Below are 17650 nucleotides of genomic sequence, written 5' to 3'. Positions count from 1 at the left end.
AAAAATGCCAATAAAAACGAACTAAACAAACCAATTTATAAAAACCTATACCCATTATTTATGATGGATATAGGTTCCTCAACAATTTTAATATTGAGTGAAAAGCGCATTATTTTCCAACAGCAATAATAAAGCGGCTGTTTTATAATCTTTAGCAACTTCCCCTACTTTCACATTATTGCTGTTATACACGATGCCAGTTTTATCAACTTTACCGATACACACACTATATGGCGTATAAATATTACCGTGCTTATCTACTCTGCCAAAATTATCATTTTTTCCATTATAAACATATCCATTAGAATAAATCTTTGCGATAATTCGGTTATTCCCATCAATCACATTTCCATTATGATCTATTCTAGCTATACAAACGCCTTTACTATCATAAACATATCCTTGTGCATCAATTTTAGTGATAACTGTTTCAAATTGATTTCCTGCCGCAGCTTTAGGAGCTCCAACATAATTATTTTGAGCAAAAGCAGCTGTACTAACACCACTACCAATCAATGCGGTACCAACAGATAAACACACAAGTAAATAAGATAATTTCATTTTATATCCTTTATTATACACGTTTTATAAATAAAATTTTAAACAGCATAAGCCGTTCTTATAAAAAAAAGCAATATTAACCTACTCTCATCACTATAAGGTTAATATTGCTGCTTATTCTTATGATTTCAAACAACAAACTATTTTAATAAAGATAACCCTGTTTCTTTATGTTGTGGATCAACATGCCCTTTATAGCTACCAGAACTATTATAAACATTTCCACTTGAATCTATTCTGCCACGATAAGTGCCAGAATTATTATAAACATTTCCACTTGAATCTAAACGACCTTGATAAGCTCCAGAACTATTATACATCTGCCCGCTAGAATCTATTCTACCACGATAGCTACCAGAACTATTATACGCATTACCGTTGGGATCTAGACGCCCTTTATAAGCCCCCGAACTATTATATGCATTTCCATTGGAGTCCATACGCCCTTGGTAACTGCCATTATTATTATAAATAGCACCATTATTTTGTGCATAACCAGAACAAGACATAGCAACAAATTCCATGATGACACTCACAGACATTAACCATATTTTATTTGCCATTTTATTCTCCTTCATTGCTCTTATGATGTTGTTATCTTAACAAATAATTGCTTATTTACCTGATCAAATAATCTTTCATTATATGATGGCAAAAATCTGTTCTCGTTATTGAACAAAAAATGATATAATGTTTTTCCTATATTTTACTGAAACTAAGAGATTTTTATGAAATTATCTTTTCACTCTTTATTTACCCTTGGTTGTGCTGTTGGTATAATGCTAACTGGCTCTGCATTTGCACAAAGTCAACAATCAGCGCCTTCCGAACAATGGAATTTACACGGTGCGCAAAATAGCCAAGTGTCTCAAAGAAACACACCTGCCTATTATAAAACACCCTCATTAAAACCTGCAAAAAAGAACGAACGCAACACTTTACGTCGTCAAGGATGGCATACACATCCCGATCCTTATATTGAAGAAGGCGGTGTATATACCAACAAAACTCACCCTGCACTGACACAGCATGGTAGCACTTTACACCAATATAGCAGTAGCACCTCAAACAATTATATGAGCCCCCCATCAACCGTGTTAAGTCCTTATCGTAATGGTTCTTCACAACAAGCCGTTAAGATACAAGATCCTTTACCTGGAAATGTAGCTCCTATTCCACTACCTCCAGAAAAAAACTAAGAGATAATCCGTAAAATCTTTCAAAAGAACCAATTTTACAATCGCCTTTAAGCACAATAAAAACACACTATATTAATTGAGATTTGATGAACATGCATAAAAGTCCATTTTTACAAGAAGCCCAAGATCGCGGTTTTATTTTTCAAGCAACCGACCTGGAAGGGTTGGATGAAGTTTTGTTAAAAGGGCCTATTTCTGCTTATATTGGCTTTGATCCAACCGCAGACAGTTTACATGTTGGATCATTAGTTCAATTAATGCTGTTACGTTTATTGCAAAAGCATGGACATCAAGTCGTGGCTTTGATCGGTGGTGGTACAGCTCAAATTGGTGACCCTTCTTTCCGCGAAGAAGCTCGCAGTCTGATGACCCAAGAAACCATTGATCGTAACCTTGAAGGTATTGCTCAAAATATTCGCCAAGTTGTCAATATCAAAGAAGGTGGCCAAGGCGCCATCATGGTGGATAATGCTGAATGGTTAAAAAAACTCTCTTATATTGAGTTATTACGCGATGTTGGGATTCATTTTTCAGTCAATAGAATGCTCTCTTTTGATTCAGTAAAAAGTCGTTTAGATCGTGAACAAGGATTATCTTTCCTTGAATTTAATTACTCCATTTTACAATCTTATGATTTCCGTGAACTCAATAAACGCCACGGCACTGTCCTCCAAATGGGCGGATCTGACCAATGGGGAAATATTGTTTCTGGCGTTGAGCTTGTTCGCCGTATGGAAGGTAAACAAGTTTTTGGATTAACTGCCCCCCTATTAACCACCAGCTCTGGTGCTAAAATGGGTAAAACAGCCAAAGGAGCTGTTTGGTTAAATGGTGATAAATGCCCTGTATTTGATTTCTGGCAATTCTGGCGTAATACCGAAGATGCTGATGTCGGTAAATTCTTAAAACTCTTTACTGATTTACCCGTCGCAGAATGCGAACGTTTAGCAGCATTACCTGGTGCAGAAATTAATGAAGCTAAAAAGATTTTAGCAACCGAAGTCACAACCATTTGCCATAGCAGAGAAGCAGCAGAACAAGCACAAAAAGCCGCTCAAGAAACTTTCGAACAAGGTAAACTTGTGCAAGTTGGTTTACCAGAAGTAACATTATCAACCCAAGAGTTAAATGAAGGTATTCCTGTATTTAAAATCTTTGCATCCAGTGGTTTAGTTGCCAGTAACGCTGAGGCTCGTCGTTTAATCCGTGGTGGTGGCGCAAAAGTAAATGACCAAAAAGTTGAAGATGAAGCGTTAATCATCACAGCAAATGATTTACAAGAAGGTGTTATCAAATTATCTTCTGGTCGTAAAAATCATATTTTAGTTAAATTCCAATAACGTCTCTTCCAAAAGTCAGTTATGAATGAACATGCTATATTAAAACAAATAATAGCATGTTCAAAACTTCTCTTTCTAATATACAAAACTCATCATAAAAAAAGGTTCTCTCAAATGAAAATTAGCGCACGCAATGTTCTTGAAGGTACAATCACAGCTATTAAAAAAGGTGCTACAACTGCTCATGTTAGCCTTGATGTTAATGGCACCAATGTAATGGCTTCCATTACCAACGAAGCTGTAGATGAATTAAAATTAACTGTTGGCATGAAAGCTGCTGCTGTTGTCAAAGCATCTGATGTTATTATTGCGATTGATGACTGAGAATTCTGGAGATGTTATTCCTTTTTATAAAATGAATCACATCTTATAACCTAATAAAAAAGCCCCAATTACTTGAGGCTTTTTTATTAGTATTATTCAGAAACTCATATCATTATTCTGTATATGCTTTTCCATAATAAGAACATAACAAGACTTCTTTTAATTCAGGAATTAGTGGATAGCGTGGGTTAGCACCCGTGCATTGATCATCAAAAGCATCCAAAGCAAGTTTATCAACTTTACTTAAGAAATCTTTTTCATCAACACCAAGATCTTTAAGAGAAGCTGGAATATTTAATTCAGCTTTTAAGTTATCCAACCATCTTAATAATTTCTCAACTTTAGCTTCTTCTTTATCAGATGAAGCCGTTAATCCAAGATGATCTGCAACATGTGCATAACGAGAAAGCGCTTGAGGATATTTATATTGGCTAAAGGTTGCCATTTTAGTAGGTTTGTTTGTGGCGTTATAACGAATAACATTATTAATTAACACCGCATTCACAAGACCATGAGAAAGCTTAAAGGCGGCACCAACTTTATTGGTTAATGATTGGCAAATCCCCAAGAATGCTTGAGAAAAAGCAATACCAGACATCGTTGCTGCCATATGTACTTTTTCACGTGCTACAGGATTTTTTGCTCCTTCATGATAGCTGCCTGGCAGATATGTTTTCAAGAGAGATAATGCATGCAATGCTTGCCCATCTGAAAATTCACTAGAAAGAACTGAGGCATATGCTTCTAATGCATGCGTAATCGCATGGAAACCACCAGACGCACAAAGTGGTTGAGGAAGATCCATCACAAGGTCTGCATCAACAATCGCCATATGTGGTGTTAATGCATAATCTGCTAGTGGATATTTTTGACCAGTTTTATCATCTGTTACAATCGCGAACGGTGTAACTTCTGAACCTGTACCTGATGTGGTGCTAACACAAATTAATTTTGCTTTTTTGCCTAATTCTGGGAAATGACAAACACGTTTGGTAATATCCATAAAACGCAATGCCAAATCATCAAATTTGGTCTCTGGATATTCATAAACAACCCACATCAACTTGGCTGCATCCATTGAGGATCCACCACCTAATGCAATGATTGTATCGGGTTGGAAGATCTGCATTGTCTCCCCACCCTTTTTAACAACACTTAACATAGGTTCTGATTCGATGTTATAAAATGGTTCACAAACCACACCATTTGCTTCTAAACGATTAATAATCTGTTTTGCATACCCATTATTATACAGGAACTTATCAGTAACGATGAAAACACGTTTTGCACCTTGATCGACAATATTATCTAATGCAACAGGAAGAGAGCCACGACGGAAGATAATTGAGCTTGGGATATTCTGACACAACATATTTTCTGCTCTTTTAGCTATAACTTTTTTATTAAGCAAATGTTTAGGACCAACATTCTCTGACACAGAGTTTTTACCCCAAGAACCACATCCAAGGGTCAAAGATGGTGCTAAATCAAAGTTATAAATATCTCCAATACCACCATGTGCAGAAGGCTGATTAATCAAAATACGGCATGTTTGTAAGATGCGACTGAAATGAAGGATACGATCTGGATTTTGTGCTTCATTGGTATAAAGAACAGATGTATGTCCCATACCACCCATTTCGACTAATCTTCTGGCAATATCAACGCCATCTTCAAAATTCTCTGATTTATACAACGCTAAAACAGGAGAAAGCTTTTCGTGTGCAAAAGGTTCTGATGGATCTACAACATCTACCTCCCCAATTAAAACTTTTGTTTTGACAGGAACGGTAACATTCGCCATTGCTGCAATTTTATAAGCAGGCTGACCAACAATCTCAGCACTAACGCCGCCTTTATCATTTAAGATAATTTTACGAACGGCTTTAATTTCTTTGCTATTTAAAATATGTGCACCATAATCTTTAAAAAGCTGGCAAGCTTGATCATAAATAGATCTGTCAATAATGACGGCTTGTTCGGACGCACAAATCATGCCGTTATCAAAAGTCTTAGACGCTAAAATAGAAGCAACTGTACATTTTAAATCTGCAGTTTCATCGACCACTACTGGTGTATTTCCAGGTCCAACACCAATTGCAGGGTTACCAGAACTGTAAGCTGCGCTAACCATGCCCGGACCACCCGTAGCAAGGATGATCGCAATATCTTTATGCTTCATTAACGCATTTGATAGTTCAATAGAAGGCTCATCAATCCAGCCAACAATATCTTTGGGCGCACCCGCAGCAACTGCTGCATCACGAATAATTCTTGCAGCTTCAATCGTTGCTTTTTTTGCTCTTGGATGTGCAGAAAAAATAATAGCATTTCGTGTTTTAAGACAAATTAAGGCTTTAAAAATAGCCGTTGATGTTGGATTCGTTGTTGGAACAATCCCACACACAATCCCCATCGGCTCTGCCATTGTAATAGTACCAAAAGATTTGTTTTCTGCAACAACTCCACAGGTCTTTTCATGACGATATTTGTTTAAAACATATTCAGATGAATATAAATTTTTAATAACTTTATCTTCAACAATGCCCATTCCCGTTTCTTCAACAGCTTGTTGGGCTAATGGAATACGTTCTGCCGCTGCGGCTCTGGCTGCGGCAATAAAAATTTTATCAACTTGTTCTTGGGTATAAGTTGCAAAAACCGCTTGGGCTTTTTTTACGGTTTGAATAAAATCATTTAGCTCAGACAAATTGGTTACTGACACAGAAAACCTCCTACCTGAAGTATATAAAAAATATTTTTTCTCAAATCTTTTCAAATAATGACGGTGCATAACTATGTCTAAAACACCTAATTTGAAAATCTATGTAATACGATAGTAATCGATTATTGCTATTTATCAATAGAATAAATCAATTAATATTGCGTTGATAAATCGCCATTTTTCCTATAAAGTAGTTTTCTTTTTTTGATGAATTTTAACTATTTTTTTTACATATAAAAGAACCTATTTTCTTTTATAAAATAGATAAAAAAACACACTTAACTCTTTGCTATTTCATGATAAAATCACTAATGAAACAATAAAAATAAATAAGATTTGTTAATAAACTATCACAAAATAAATCGTTTTCATTTCGATATTAAATAATATAACACATTCTTTGAATCGCATATCTAATCGATATGACGTTTTAGTTAGATATGCGAATCAAAATAAATTTTTAATATAATTTTATTAATTACAGAGAAACTCTTCCTCTGAAATTACTCCATAAAACAGAAAGCTGATCACCTGCTCCTCTTTTCTCTGGTAAATAATCCCATTGTTGCGCTTTTTTTAAGTCTCTTTTGGCAAATACTGCAGGTAAAATCGAAACTATTTTTTTACGTCCTAACGAACGGGCATCTTTACCTTCATTTAAATATTCCGTGGCTTTGATGATTAATAAAGATCTAATATCAGAAATAACCCCAGCAGTATAAGAAATCCCATCATCTGTACGTTGCAAATGATATTGATCGATAATCATTTGTGGCAATGGACATCGACCTGAACTCAAAACTTTTGGCAGATACCGCGCTATCCTTACAACTTCACATGCCATTCCAATAAAAACAATCTGTTGTAATACTTCTTTATCTTCAACACACAACATCTGGGCAATCGTTTTATATAATTGTCCCGAAGAACGCATCAAGATACTTTCCCAATGTTGCCAATCTTTAATACCATCTAGCTCTTCTTCCTTAGCCTCAATCATTCCCAATAAAATTTTGGGAGCAAATAATCCATGTGCAATCGATTCTTTTATAAAAGGAGCGATCTCATGAGTTCTATCTTTCCCTTCAATTAACTCACGCCACCACTGTAAACGAATAAACCCTGCCATTGGCCCTGCGACTAACCAAGAAGACGACAAAGAAACTGAACGTGTAATTTCAATATTAAACGCCAATAAACGGAAAATAAGCTCTCTACGATATATAGGGGCAAATAACGCACAGTAAAAATGGTCTGGATCATACTTCTGTACATAAGTCGCACATACAGAAGGTAAAGAAGATGTGTCTTTGTTTGTCATGAAATACTTATATAATAATTTAATCAAAAATAAAATTTAAACAATTTATAGATTTACCCTTTATAAATAATCCGATAAATTTTATATATAGAAAATAATAAGCACCAAAATGGTCTTATATAATGAAGAAACAAGACTAAGGAACAAAATAAAATGACTTTTGAACTTGGACAACTCCCTTTTGCTGGTAACGCTTTATCTCGCGCTGGAATGAGCGAAGAAACATTGCAATTCCATCATGGCAAACATCACCAAACATATGTCAACACATTGAATGACTTAGTTGCAGCAAACCCTGCTCTACAAGGTAAAACTTTGGAAGAGTTAATCCTATTAGCTGCTAAAGACGAAGCATTAACCCCAGTATTAAATAACGCTGGTCAGCATTACAACCATACCATGTTTTGGAACTCTTTAAGCCCAACAGGCGGAAAAATGTCTGAAACATTCGAAGCTCGTATTGTAAAAGATTTCGGTTCTGTTGATAATTTCAAAGCAGAATTCAAAAAAGCTGCAACCACTCAGTTCGGTTCAGGATGGGCTTGGTTAGTTCTTGATAAAAACGACAAACTTGTCATTACCAAAACCCCTAATGCAAAAAGCCCTCTTTCTGAAGGTCAAGGTAAAGCGTTATTGGTTGTTGATGTATGGGAACATGCTTATTACATTGATTTCCGTAATCGTCGTCCAGATTTTGTTGATAACTTCCTTAACAAACTTGCAAACTATGACTTTGCAGAACAACAAATCAACGCATAATTGATACAATAAAAAACCCGACATTAAGTCGGGTTTTTCTTTGGCCTATTTCTCTTCAGTTTTATCGGTAACTTCTGATTTCTCTAACTCAATTTCTTTAATTGGTTCAGCTACTTTTTCTTCTTTAACTTCTTTTTCTTTCTTCGCAGCAGGCTTTACTTTTTTATTATTTTTATTCGCTTCATTCGCTTGCATTGCTTTGCTTTCCAACACAGTTGTCACTGTACTACGTAGAATTTTTACGCGAACATCATTAGAAAGATCGACTTCCATTTCATCAGAATCTTCTTGATTTTTAACAACAGTCGCAATAATTCCACCCGCTGTTAAAATCTTATCACCTCTACGCAATGATTTCATACTTTCACGTTGTAGCTTTGCTTTTTTTTGCTGTGGGCGAATAATCATAAAGTAAAAAATAAAAAAGATACCAATAAACGGTGCTAAACTCACCAAGAAATTTCCACCACCAGCACCACCAGCAGCCTGAGCATGTGCCGCAGGAATGAGCATATCCATTAAATTCATCATAAGTTGATTTCCTATTCTATCCACACGATGTATAATTATCCAATATCAAAGATCTTTATTTCATATTACATATAGCGTCAAACGCCTACTAAAATTTATTGGAAAAATAATGACAACGGATATTATCCCTCTTCTTGAACGTATTGCGACGGCTTTAGAACAATTATCCCCTCCCAAACCTTATATTGATAATGTTGAGCAGGCTAATGCATTTATTTGGACAACTCAGAAAAATACATTAACGCCAATCGATGAAATTGCTTATGTTGATTTTAGCTTGCTGCAAGGATTAGAATATCAAAAAGAACTTTTATTAGAAAATACTTTATATTTTGCCAAAGGATTACCTGCCAATAATGTCATGTTATGGGGCGCCAGAGGAATGGGTAAGTCTTCTTTGGTGAAATCTGTGTTGCAAGAAGTCAATAAAACCATCGAAAATCAGCATAATCCGATTAAAATCATTGAAATTCCACGCGATGATATTCACTCGCTCCCTATTTTATTACAGCTTTTAAAACCATTACCGCATCGCTTTGTCATTTTCTCTGATGATTTATCTTTTGAAAAAGAAGACCGTGATTATAAAGCATTAAAATCCGTCTTAGACGGAGGTATCGCTGGGCGTCCAAAAAATGTTTTATTCTATGCCACCAGTAATCGCCGCCATTTAATGCCTCGTGATATGATTGAAAATGAAAGTTCTTCTGCAATTAATCCATCAGAAGCCATCGAAGAAAAAGTCTCTTTATCTGATCGTTTTGGCCTATGGATTGGGTTCCATAATTGTGACAAAGAACTTTACGACAAAATCATTCGTGCTTATGCCAAAGAACGTCAATTACCCCTTTCTGATGAAGAGCTTATTGCGCAAGGGAATGAATGGTCTATTACAAGAGGGTCTCGTAATGGGCGTGTTGCTTGGCAGTTTATTGAAGATTTAACCGCAAAGTTGGCTAAATAGCATTACATGACTTTATCTATTGAACTTATTGATCATATTTGAGATAATAATAAATAGGTTAGTATTTTAGACACTAATCCCTCCAAAGCACAGCATTGACTGTGCTTTTTTTATTTTGGCATCCATCACACAAAAGAATAGCCAAAACTTCACGCCATAGCTGCGTTTATATTTCAAATTCTAATTTTATTTTAAAATGAAAGAGGCCACAAATGCGCCAAAAGAAAACTCCTGCCCAAGTAACAGCCACAGCTCCTGAAGAGGGAGAATTCCCAGAGCTTAAAAATTTAAGCTATAAAGAGATGTATAACATCGTCGGAAAATTTATCCAAAAAGCCATTCCAATTAAAGGAGCAAAATTAAAGATTGTTAAAGGCTTTAATAATCGAGTGGCAACACCAAAGCCCCCTTATGTTGTATTACAAATTATTGATGAAAATCAAATCTCAACGACAGAAACCCGTTATACAGACAAGCATAAAATCCTATGGGCTCGTTCAGAAATTACGATGCATATGTCATTTGTCGGCACTGGCAATATCGCAGCCTTACAAATGGCTAAGTCTTTTGCGGTTCGATTTAACGATAGTTGGGCCAGTGAGCAGTTTGAACAATATAGCGATATTTTCTTTCCACTTTATAGTGATGATGTGAAAGTAGAAAAATTCTCTATCAATGCCGAAGACCAATATGACGATTCATGCTCTGTAACCAGTTATTTTGAATATCACCCAGAGTTTGGTGTTTGTACAGATAGCGGTAAAGAGATTATCATGGATATGAATATAGCAGATGAAGGTTAAAACGTTTAATTATGGAGAAGTGGCAACAATGCAAAGATCTCAGCAAATTTTGTAGAACAGAGAACAATAAAGACCCCAATGCACTACAACAATGGCAACAAGAGCGTAGTAAATTTTCTGCAGAATGTTGCTGGTCAATAAATGATCCAGATTTAAAAGATTATGATAAAGAAGTCCGTTTGAGCACACATGATATTTATAAAAAATATTTAGAAAATGGCAAATTCAGCTACGCAGAAGCTGACAATAATGCATGGACTGCTCATTATAGAATGCTCATTCCATTAAAAAGTAAAAGAAATGTCATAATAAAAATGACTTTTGAATTATCCACAGTAGAAAAAGGTATTACAAATCAAGAAATAGAAGGTATAAAACAATTAATTTTGCAAATTAAAAATATATGGAATGGCAATTTTGCTTTAAAAGTAACAGATACGAGCATCACATGTTGTAATCCTATTATATTACCTATCGAATTTGATATTCAATTTGCCTATAAAGGAGAGAAAATTGCAAATGGAGAAAAAAATCCCCATAAAATAAAACTTTATAAAATAGTTCCTCAAAGTGGGGCAGTTAAGAGACCACATTTGGAAGCAGGAAAAACTTTCATTCTAGAAACTGATAAAGATAGAGGGTTTAATGTGCTTTATACATATGCTCATGAATTTGCCCATGCTCTTGGAATACCTGACCATTATGGTTATGATGAAAAAACAAATTCTATTGTACAGTATTATCAACCTAATGGTAAACTTGATGACACGAGATTTGTGGCTCTTAAAAATAGTCAAGGTAGAGATAAAGATGCCCCAGACGCAGATATAATGAATGCTTTTAACAGTTATAAAATTATCAAACAACAAGGATGGAATATAGGAATAGCTGCAAAAAAATAATTAATAATAAACGTTATCAATGTGATATCATATTCAAAGGAAAATAAGAGTTATGAAATTATTATTAAAAAAAAATCAAGTAATTATCAAATTATTATTTGCTATCTCTCTCTTTTCATTCTACACAAGCAACGCACAAAGTATCACCGAAAAAGACAAGAATATACTCAGCTTATCGATTAAATGTCCCAATAATCCCCAATGTATTTATTCTGGGAAAAACTTTTCCTCAAACCTCATCATCACCAACAATACCAACCAAAACTTAGAAATTTCTTTAATAGCAATAGATGCTATTTCAATGTCTTCTTATTTTAAAGATATAAAAACTAATGAAGGTATTTCAGGAAGTTACTCACTTGCTGGTTTGATGAACCCTTATTTACTTAAAAAATTAACATTACTTCCTGCTCATGGAACACAGACGATCAAAAGAGAATTTTCTAAAACAGTCATGAAAGAAATATTTAAAAAATCTTCTAGTAAACAGGTCATCTTTCACGTCGCACTATCAACACCTATTCACCTACAAGGATCACAAGAACCCATTGGTTCTTATAAAAATGGTAAATTTGAACCAAAATCCTTTGTATTAAAAGCTAAAAAAGTAATTACAAAAAAATAATTCAATTATCATATTTGTCAATTGATAGTAAAAAACTCCCCTTACTTCTGTCATCACACAACAGGTAACGGGAGCTTTTTTTAAATTCTAGCCGATTTTCTCTATGCCACCCATATATGGACGCAAGACTTCTGGCACGGTAATGCTGCCATCTGCGTTTTGGTAATTTTCCATCACCCCAACCAACGCATGCCCCATCACAACGTCTAAACCTTTTAACGTATGCACCAATTAAAGGAATTTTTTACCTTCCTCTACTAAAAAATACTAGTTGTTCATAACTCTATAACACATTTTTTATAAATATGCCTGCCTAACATTATCCCTTTGCTTTCAATCAAAACAAAAGTAAAGCACGAAGATAAACAAACTAAAATAATGCATAATAATGCAGTTAATCCATATTCAATTTTAGAAAGATTCCAGTGAACTAGTATTTTATTCATATAAAACAATACAATACCATGTAATAAGTAAATACTATAGCTGACCTCACCTAACCTAACAGCACCTTTACTACGTAAAATTCCAAAAAAATCACCACCTTGGCATATACAAACAAACAGTATAAATTCTATTACTATAGTTGAAATATCGAAAGGCCCTGTTTTTCGTAAGAATATAATACATAAACATAATAAAATAATTATGTTATTCGCTGTCTTTGGAATTTTAATAAAAGGCTTTATATCTCTTGCTGTCATTCCTAAAGAAAAACATAAAATAAAAACTGCCCATGTATAAGACAAATAACTGATACAATAAACAGCGATAAAATTTAAAAACTGAGATATAATAAAGCTATTTATTTTATGACGCAAAACTATCAAAATCGGTAAAGAGAAATATAACAACCACTCCCATGATAATGACCACATCACGCCTGCATTTATAAAATAAGTTTTATCAAAATTATTAATATCAGGTTTACGATCTGTTAAAAACAAACCTGCATCGTACCACACACATAGTTTATCTAATAAAGAATAATAATCAATATGAGATCCAAAAATTATTGCAGTCCCCAAACATATTGATGTTGAAAGCCAAAACATTGGCGCTATTCTAAAAAAACGATTAATATAAAATTTAATAAAACCACAGGTTGTTTGTATATTTTTCTGTGTAAGAATATAAGCAGAAATCATAAAGAAAAACGAAAGCGCTACTTTACCCAATCTTGCATTAACAGGATAATCGATTATCCAACCTTTTCCATAAAATAAATTATAACTAAAAACCATATGATGATAAATAACAGCCAATGCTAAAAAAGCACGCAACCCATCAATTGTTAACTCCCTTCCTTGCTCAGCCTTATCCAAAAAAGAAAAATATTTTGTACTAAAAATACTAACAATAATTGTTGTGAATATCGCAATCTCAAAAACCATTGGTATTTGACCAAATAACACTTTAATCTCTCCATATTCACAACATCAATCATAATTAACCGATTTTCTCAATGCCACCCATATATGGACGCAAAACTTCTGGCACGGTAATGCTGCCATCTGCGTTTTGGTAATTTTCCATCACTGCAACCAACGCACGCCCCACTGCAACGCCAGAACCATTTAACGTATGCACAAATTCAGGGGAGACCTTTTTACCTTCCTCGGCTTTTGGACGGAAACGCGCATTCATACGACGCGCTTGAAATGCTTTGGTATTCGAACAAGAAGAAATCTCACGCCATGCTTGTTGACCTGGCAACCAGACTTCTAAATCCCAAGTTTTTGCTGCACCAAATCCTGTATCCCCAGAACACAACAAAATACGACGATAAGGCAAGCCCAATCTTTCCAACACAGTTTCCGCACATCTTGTCATGCGTTCATGTTCAGCTTCACTTTCCTCTGGTGCTGTAATACTCACCATTTCCACTTTGTAAAACTGATGCTGACGAATTAACCCACGAGTATCTTTACCCGCAGCCCCTGCCTCACTTCTGAAACACGCAGAAACAGCTGTTCTACGAATGGGAAGCTCTTCCACAGAAATCAACTCATCCGCTTGCATCCCTGTCAAAGGAACTTCCGCCGTTGGAATTAACCAACGCTCATCCTTCGTACAAAAAGACTGATCTCCAAATTTAGGCAACTTGTCGGTATTATACATCGTTTGTTCATTGACTAACAAAGGAACAATATGCTCTTCATAGCCATGCTCACCCGTGTGTAAATCCAACATAAACTGACTTAACGCACGATCTAGGCGTGCCAATGGCCCTTTTAAAATACTAAACCGAGCCCCTGCTAATTTAGACGCAAGGGTAAAATCCATCATCCCTAGTTTTTCGCCAAGGTCAAAATGCTGTAAAGGCGTAAATCCTAAATCCTTAGGTTCTCCCCATTGATGAATGACAATATTATCATTTTCATCTGCACCAACAGGAACTTCCTCTGCCAAACGATTAGGCAAGCTTGCTAAGATTTCAAAAATTTTTGCGTCTAATGCATCTGCTTTAGATTGAATCGTTTCTAACTCTGTACGCAACGCAATTGCTTGAGCTTCTAATTCCGCACTATCTTGTTTATCGCGTTTTAATTGTCCAATTTGCTTAGATAAATTATTACGATCGGCTTGTTTGGTATGAAGCTCGTTTAACAAAGTACGACGTTCTTCGTCATATTTAACCAAAGTCTCACTGACAGGAGGTAACCCTCGACGTGCTAAGTCATTGTCAAAAGCTTGTGGGTCAGCGCGCAGCGCACGAAAATCATGCATTATTATTCATCCTCCTCAGATAATTTTGGCTCTACTAAACGAGCGGAAAAAATAGAAATCTCATATAAAAGTATCAACGGAATAGCCAATGATGTTTGAGTAATCACATCTGGCGGTGTTAAAATCGCCGCAATAATAAATGCAATTACATACGCATATCGTCTAAATCTCTTTAATTTTTTTGCAGTGACAAAACCAATTTTTGCCATCAACGTTAATAATACAGGTAATTCGAATGCAATGCCAAATGCTAAAATCAAACGCGTAACTAAACTAAGATATTCAGAGACTTTGGCTTGTAACTCGATATGCATATTATTCCCTGGCCCACCGACTTGGAAAGATAAGAAAAACTTCCAAGCCATTGGAAAAACAAAGAAATATGCCAAAGAAGCCCCTAGCAAAAACAAAAAAGGTGTAGCAATTAAAAACGGTGCAAAAATTTTCTTTTCATTTTTATAAAGACCTGGCGCAATATAAATCCAAGCCTGTGTTGCAATCATTGGAAATGACAAAAAAGTTGCCCCAAAAAATGAAACTTTAATATTTGTAAAAAACGCCTCATACAACGCCGTATAAATCATTTGAGGCTGCTGACCATCGGCTTTCATTGCGGTTTCTAAAGGGTGTGCCAAAAACAAATAAATTTGCTGCGAGAAATGATAGCATATACCAAAAGTCACTACCAAAGTGACTACACACCATATTAAACGACGACGCAATTCAACAAAGTGATCCATCAATGGCATGGCTTTATCGTTTAAATCTTCTGCTTCTGTCTCGGCTTGCTCGCTCATGACCATCTCTGTTCTTTATATTTGGAAATATGCGGTGGGATCATCGCAGGCGATGGCGGGGCAGCTCGCCTGACTTGCACTCTTTGGGCAATATGAGGCGGAAAGAAAATCGGTGCCGGATCTTTTGCTTCCAAAGCATCATAATCGACTTCGTCTTCTTTATGCCAGTCCCCCTCGGCCACATCAATCATTCCTGGAACAGGTTTAATATCCCCTTCAGCAATTTCGGAATAATGAGAGGATGGAGAACTGATCGCCGTATCCGACAAAGGAGAATCTCGTAACGTATTTTGCAAAGATCCATCACGATCAATTGCGTTTAAAATTGCCCCTTTGACATTCATACTACGCAATTTTAACAACTGATCCTTTGCCTCTTTTAAATCAGGATCTTTCATCACTTCATCCACTTGGCTGTGAAATTCACTGGCCATCTGACGACATTTTTTAACAATGCCAGACAACCATTTTAATACTTTGGGAAAGTCTTTGGGGCCAATAAATACCATGGCGACAACGCCAATTAAAAACAGCTCTGCCCAGGAAAAACCAAACATTACTTTTTTTGCCCCTCCAATTCCTCAAAGCCATACCAAGAAAACATTTATATTATATTTTTTTCTATACGGGTTCTAGCCAGAAAATCCAGATAAATTCAATTATTCTTGCGAAGTTTGATACGGAATATCTGCAAATAGCTCTTCTTGCTTTGGTAAATCTCGTAATTCATTCAATCCTAAATAGCCTAAAAACTCTTGAGTAGTTCCCCATAATATCGGACGACCAGGAACTTGTTTATGCCCACAAGGTTTAATCAAAATACTTTCCAACAAGCTATCCAGCACATTTTGTCCCAAACTGACCCCACGAATACGCTCTATATCCGCACGCGTGCAAGGTTGATGATATGCCACAATCGCCAAAGTCTCCATCGCTGCACGAGATAATCGTTTAGGTTTATTAATCACCTTCACTAAATACGGCGCGAATTCTTCAGCTGTACGAAATTGCCATCCACCAGCAATTCGACATAACCGAATCCCTTTATTGACATAATCTTGCTGTAACTGCTCTAACACTAACTGCAATTCATTCGACAATGCCGTCATATTCTCTGAAGGAACATTATTTTTAACCAATAGCTCGATCATTAATTTTTCAGGCACAGGATTTTCCTGAGAAAAAATAAAGGCCTCAAGAATTGCTTTATACTGTGCTGGAATTAAGCTCATCTGTTCCCTCTTGTTCCGACATCATATTTCCGTCGGTTTTTCTTAACTGAATACGACCAAACTGCTCTTTTTGATTTAACTGTATTTGTCCATCTTTTGCTAATTCTAACCCTGCCAACAAAGTGCCACTCCATGCGGCTTTTAATTTACGAGAGATCGTCTCTGGTGTCATATCTGCCTCTTGTAAAGCTTCATAACTTGGCAAAAAAGCATCCAACACGTGCCAACCTGGCACTTTACTTTGTCCCAATAGACGTTTTAAGCGTGACAAAGCATCACGAACCGTCCAAAAATTAAAAGAACGAATACGCCAAGATTTCTTTTTAGACTTCCTACGCGCAACACTGACATAAGCATTCATAAAACGAGAAATATCTAATAAAACGCCAGAGGAATCAATTTCCGTATGATTTTCGTAAAAACCTCGAGTGAACACTTCACTACCTAATAAAGAACAATCATTCATCCATCGAGCAACTTTATTAATCCGCTCAAGCTCTTCTAAACGTTCTTGTAGAATATCAGCAGCTTGTTCGCCTTCTTCACCATCCGTTGGTTTTTCTGGAAGTAACAGACAAGACTTTAACCATGCCAGCCATGCCGCCATTACCAACCAATCCGCGGCAAGCTCTAAACGAATTTTACGTGCAGATTCAATAATTTCCAAATATTGCTCTACAAGTTGTAAAATAGAAATTCGTGCAAGATCAACTTTTTGCGTACGCGCCAGTTGTAACAATAAATCCAAAGGACCTTCAAATCCCTCCAGATGCACAACAAAGGATTCAGTTTCTTGAATCCCTTGTTCAATTCCTATATCAACAGATTCTGACATCT

19 protein-coding genes and 1 pseudogene are annotated in these 17650 nt (G+C 35.8%); 8 read left to right on the top strand and 12 right to left on the bottom strand.

Going from position 1 to position 17650, the window contains the following annotated elements; all coding sequences use genetic code 11:
- Positions 1-87 precede the first annotated feature (87 nt).
- Together CIN_RS09650 and CIN_RS09645 are read right to left on the bottom strand one after the other, a co-directional pair.
- On the bottom strand, positions 88-561 hold the full coding sequence (locus CIN_RS09650) for a 5-fold beta-flower protein (RefSeq protein ID WP_040364356.1): 474 nt from the start codon (positions 559-561) through the stop codon (positions 88-90).
- Between the two features lie 140 nt (positions 562-701).
- On the bottom strand, positions 702-1124 hold the full coding sequence (locus CIN_RS09645) for a 5-fold beta-flower protein (protein ID WP_008854910.1): 423 nt from the start codon (positions 1122-1124) through the stop codon (positions 702-704).
- A gap of 165 nt (positions 1125-1289) precedes the next feature.
- Here CIN_RS09645 and CIN_RS09640 point away from each other — a divergent pair, with 165 nt between their 5' ends.
- The 3 genes from CIN_RS09640 to CIN_RS09630 all read left to right on the top strand — a co-directional run bounded on the left by CIN_RS09640 (position 1290) and on the right by CIN_RS09630 (position 3424).
- On the top strand, positions 1290-1760 hold the full coding sequence (locus CIN_RS09640) for a hypothetical protein (RefSeq protein WP_008854909.1): 471 nt from the start codon (positions 1290-1292) through the stop codon (positions 1758-1760).
- Between the two features lie 92 nt (positions 1761-1852).
- Complete coding sequence (gene tyrS / locus CIN_RS09635) at positions 1853-3100, top strand: tyrosine--tRNA ligase (RefSeq protein ID WP_008854908.1); 1248 nt, start codon at positions 1853-1855, stop codon at positions 3098-3100.
- A 114-nt stretch (positions 3101-3214) separates the two neighbouring features.
- Positions 3215-3424 (top strand): TOBE domain-containing protein, encoded by a 210-nt coding sequence (locus CIN_RS09630; RefSeq protein WP_008854907.1) that lies wholly within the window; start codon positions 3215-3217, stop codon positions 3422-3424.
- A 112-nt stretch (positions 3425-3536) separates the two neighbouring features.
- Here CIN_RS09630 and adhE read toward each other — a convergent pair whose 3' ends face one another.
- Positions 3537-6149: a bifunctional acetaldehyde-CoA/alcohol dehydrogenase gene (gene adhE, locus CIN_RS09625; RefSeq protein WP_008854906.1), complete on the bottom strand. Its 2613-nt coding sequence runs from the start codon at positions 6147-6149 to the stop codon at positions 3537-3539.
- A gap of 478 nt (positions 6150-6627) precedes the next feature.
- Positions 6628-7470: a squalene/phytoene synthase family protein gene (locus tag CIN_RS11570; RefSeq protein WP_008854905.1), complete on the bottom strand. Its 843-nt coding sequence runs from the start codon at positions 7468-7470 to the stop codon at positions 6628-6630.
- Positions 7471-7623: 153 nt separating this feature from the next.
- Here CIN_RS11570 and CIN_RS09615 point away from each other — a divergent pair, with 153 nt between their 5' ends.
- Positions 7624-8229: a superoxide dismutase gene (locus CIN_RS09615; RefSeq protein ID WP_008854904.1), complete on the top strand. Its 606-nt coding sequence runs from the start codon at positions 7624-7626 to the stop codon at positions 8227-8229.
- A 45-nt stretch (positions 8230-8274) separates the two neighbouring features.
- Here CIN_RS09615 and yajC read toward each other — a convergent pair whose 3' ends face one another.
- Complete coding sequence (gene yajC, locus CIN_RS09610; RefSeq protein WP_008854903.1) at positions 8275-8760, bottom strand: preprotein translocase subunit YajC; 486 nt, start codon at positions 8758-8760, stop codon at positions 8275-8277.
- A gap of 109 nt (positions 8761-8869) precedes the next feature.
- On the opposite strand from yajC, the gene CIN_RS09605 reads away from it, so the two are divergent.
- The 4 genes from CIN_RS09605 (at position 8870) to CIN_RS09590 (ending at position 12054) form a co-directional block, all read left to right on the top strand.
- A complete protein-coding gene (locus CIN_RS09605; RefSeq protein ID WP_008854902.1) occupies positions 8870-9724 on the top strand; it encodes an ATP-binding protein in 855 nt (284 codons plus the stop codon).
- Between the two features lie 212 nt (positions 9725-9936).
- Positions 9937-10527: a phage neck terminator protein gene (locus CIN_RS09600; protein ID WP_008854901.1), complete on the top strand. Its 591-nt coding sequence runs from the start codon at positions 9937-9939 to the stop codon at positions 10525-10527.
- Between the two features lie 11 nt (positions 10528-10538).
- Complete coding sequence (locus tag CIN_RS09595; protein ID WP_008854900.1) at positions 10539-11429, top strand: M10 family metallopeptidase domain-containing protein; 891 nt, start codon at positions 10539-10541, stop codon at positions 11427-11429.
- Positions 11430-11481: 52 nt separating this feature from the next.
- The gene (locus tag CIN_RS09590) at positions 11482-12054 is read left to right on the top strand and encodes a hypothetical protein (protein WP_008854899.1); all 573 of its coding nucleotides are present in this window, start codon (positions 11482-11484) and stop codon (positions 12052-12054) included.
- A gap of 87 nt (positions 12055-12141) precedes the next feature.
- On the opposite strand, the pseudogene CIN_RS11750 reads toward CIN_RS09590, so the two are convergent.
- The 7 genes and pseudogenes from CIN_RS11750 to CIN_RS09560 form a co-directional block, all read right to left on the bottom strand.
- Positions 12142-12282 (bottom strand): annotated as a pseudogene (locus CIN_RS11750) (serine--tRNA ligase); the annotation flags it as partial.
- Positions 12283-12329: 47 nt separating this feature from the next.
- The gene (locus CIN_RS09585) at positions 12330-13469 is read right to left on the bottom strand and encodes an acyltransferase family protein (protein ID WP_040364355.1); all 1140 of its coding nucleotides are present in this window, start codon (positions 13467-13469) and stop codon (positions 12330-12332) included.
- Positions 13470-13503: 34 nt separating this feature from the next.
- Positions 13504-14784: a serine--tRNA ligase gene (gene serS / locus CIN_RS09580; protein WP_008854896.1), complete on the bottom strand. Its 1281-nt coding sequence runs from the start codon at positions 14782-14784 to the stop codon at positions 13504-13506.
- 2 nt (positions 14785-14786) lie between these two features.
- Positions 14787-15587, bottom strand: a complete 801-nt coding sequence (tatC, locus tag CIN_RS09575; RefSeq protein ID WP_008854895.1) for a twin-arginine translocase subunit TatC — start codon at positions 15585-15587, stop codon at positions 14787-14789.
- Positions 15578-16138, bottom strand: a complete 561-nt coding sequence (tatB, locus tag CIN_RS09570; RefSeq protein WP_008854894.1) for a Sec-independent protein translocase protein TatB — start codon at positions 16136-16138, stop codon at positions 15578-15580. The genes tatC and tatB overlap by 10 nt, the downstream gene beginning before the upstream one ends.
- A gap of 102 nt (positions 16139-16240) precedes the next feature.
- Positions 16241-16813, bottom strand: a complete 573-nt coding sequence (scpB, locus tag CIN_RS09565) for an SMC-Scp complex subunit ScpB (protein WP_008854893.1) — start codon at positions 16811-16813, stop codon at positions 16241-16243.
- Complete coding sequence (locus tag CIN_RS09560; RefSeq protein WP_008854892.1) at positions 16788-17648, bottom strand: segregation and condensation protein A; 861 nt, start codon at positions 17646-17648, stop codon at positions 16788-16790. Before CIN_RS09560 ends, scpB begins: the two co-directional genes overlap by 26 nt.
- Positions 17649-17650 lie beyond the last annotated feature (2 nt).

The organism is Commensalibacter intestini A911 (genome assembly GCF_000231445.1).
Classification (GTDB): Bacteria; Pseudomonadota; Alphaproteobacteria; order Acetobacterales; family Acetobacteraceae; genus Commensalibacter; species Commensalibacter intestini.
The sequence above is the reverse complement of the archived record's forward strand: the minus strand, read 5'-3'. Positions and strand labels throughout refer to the sequence as shown.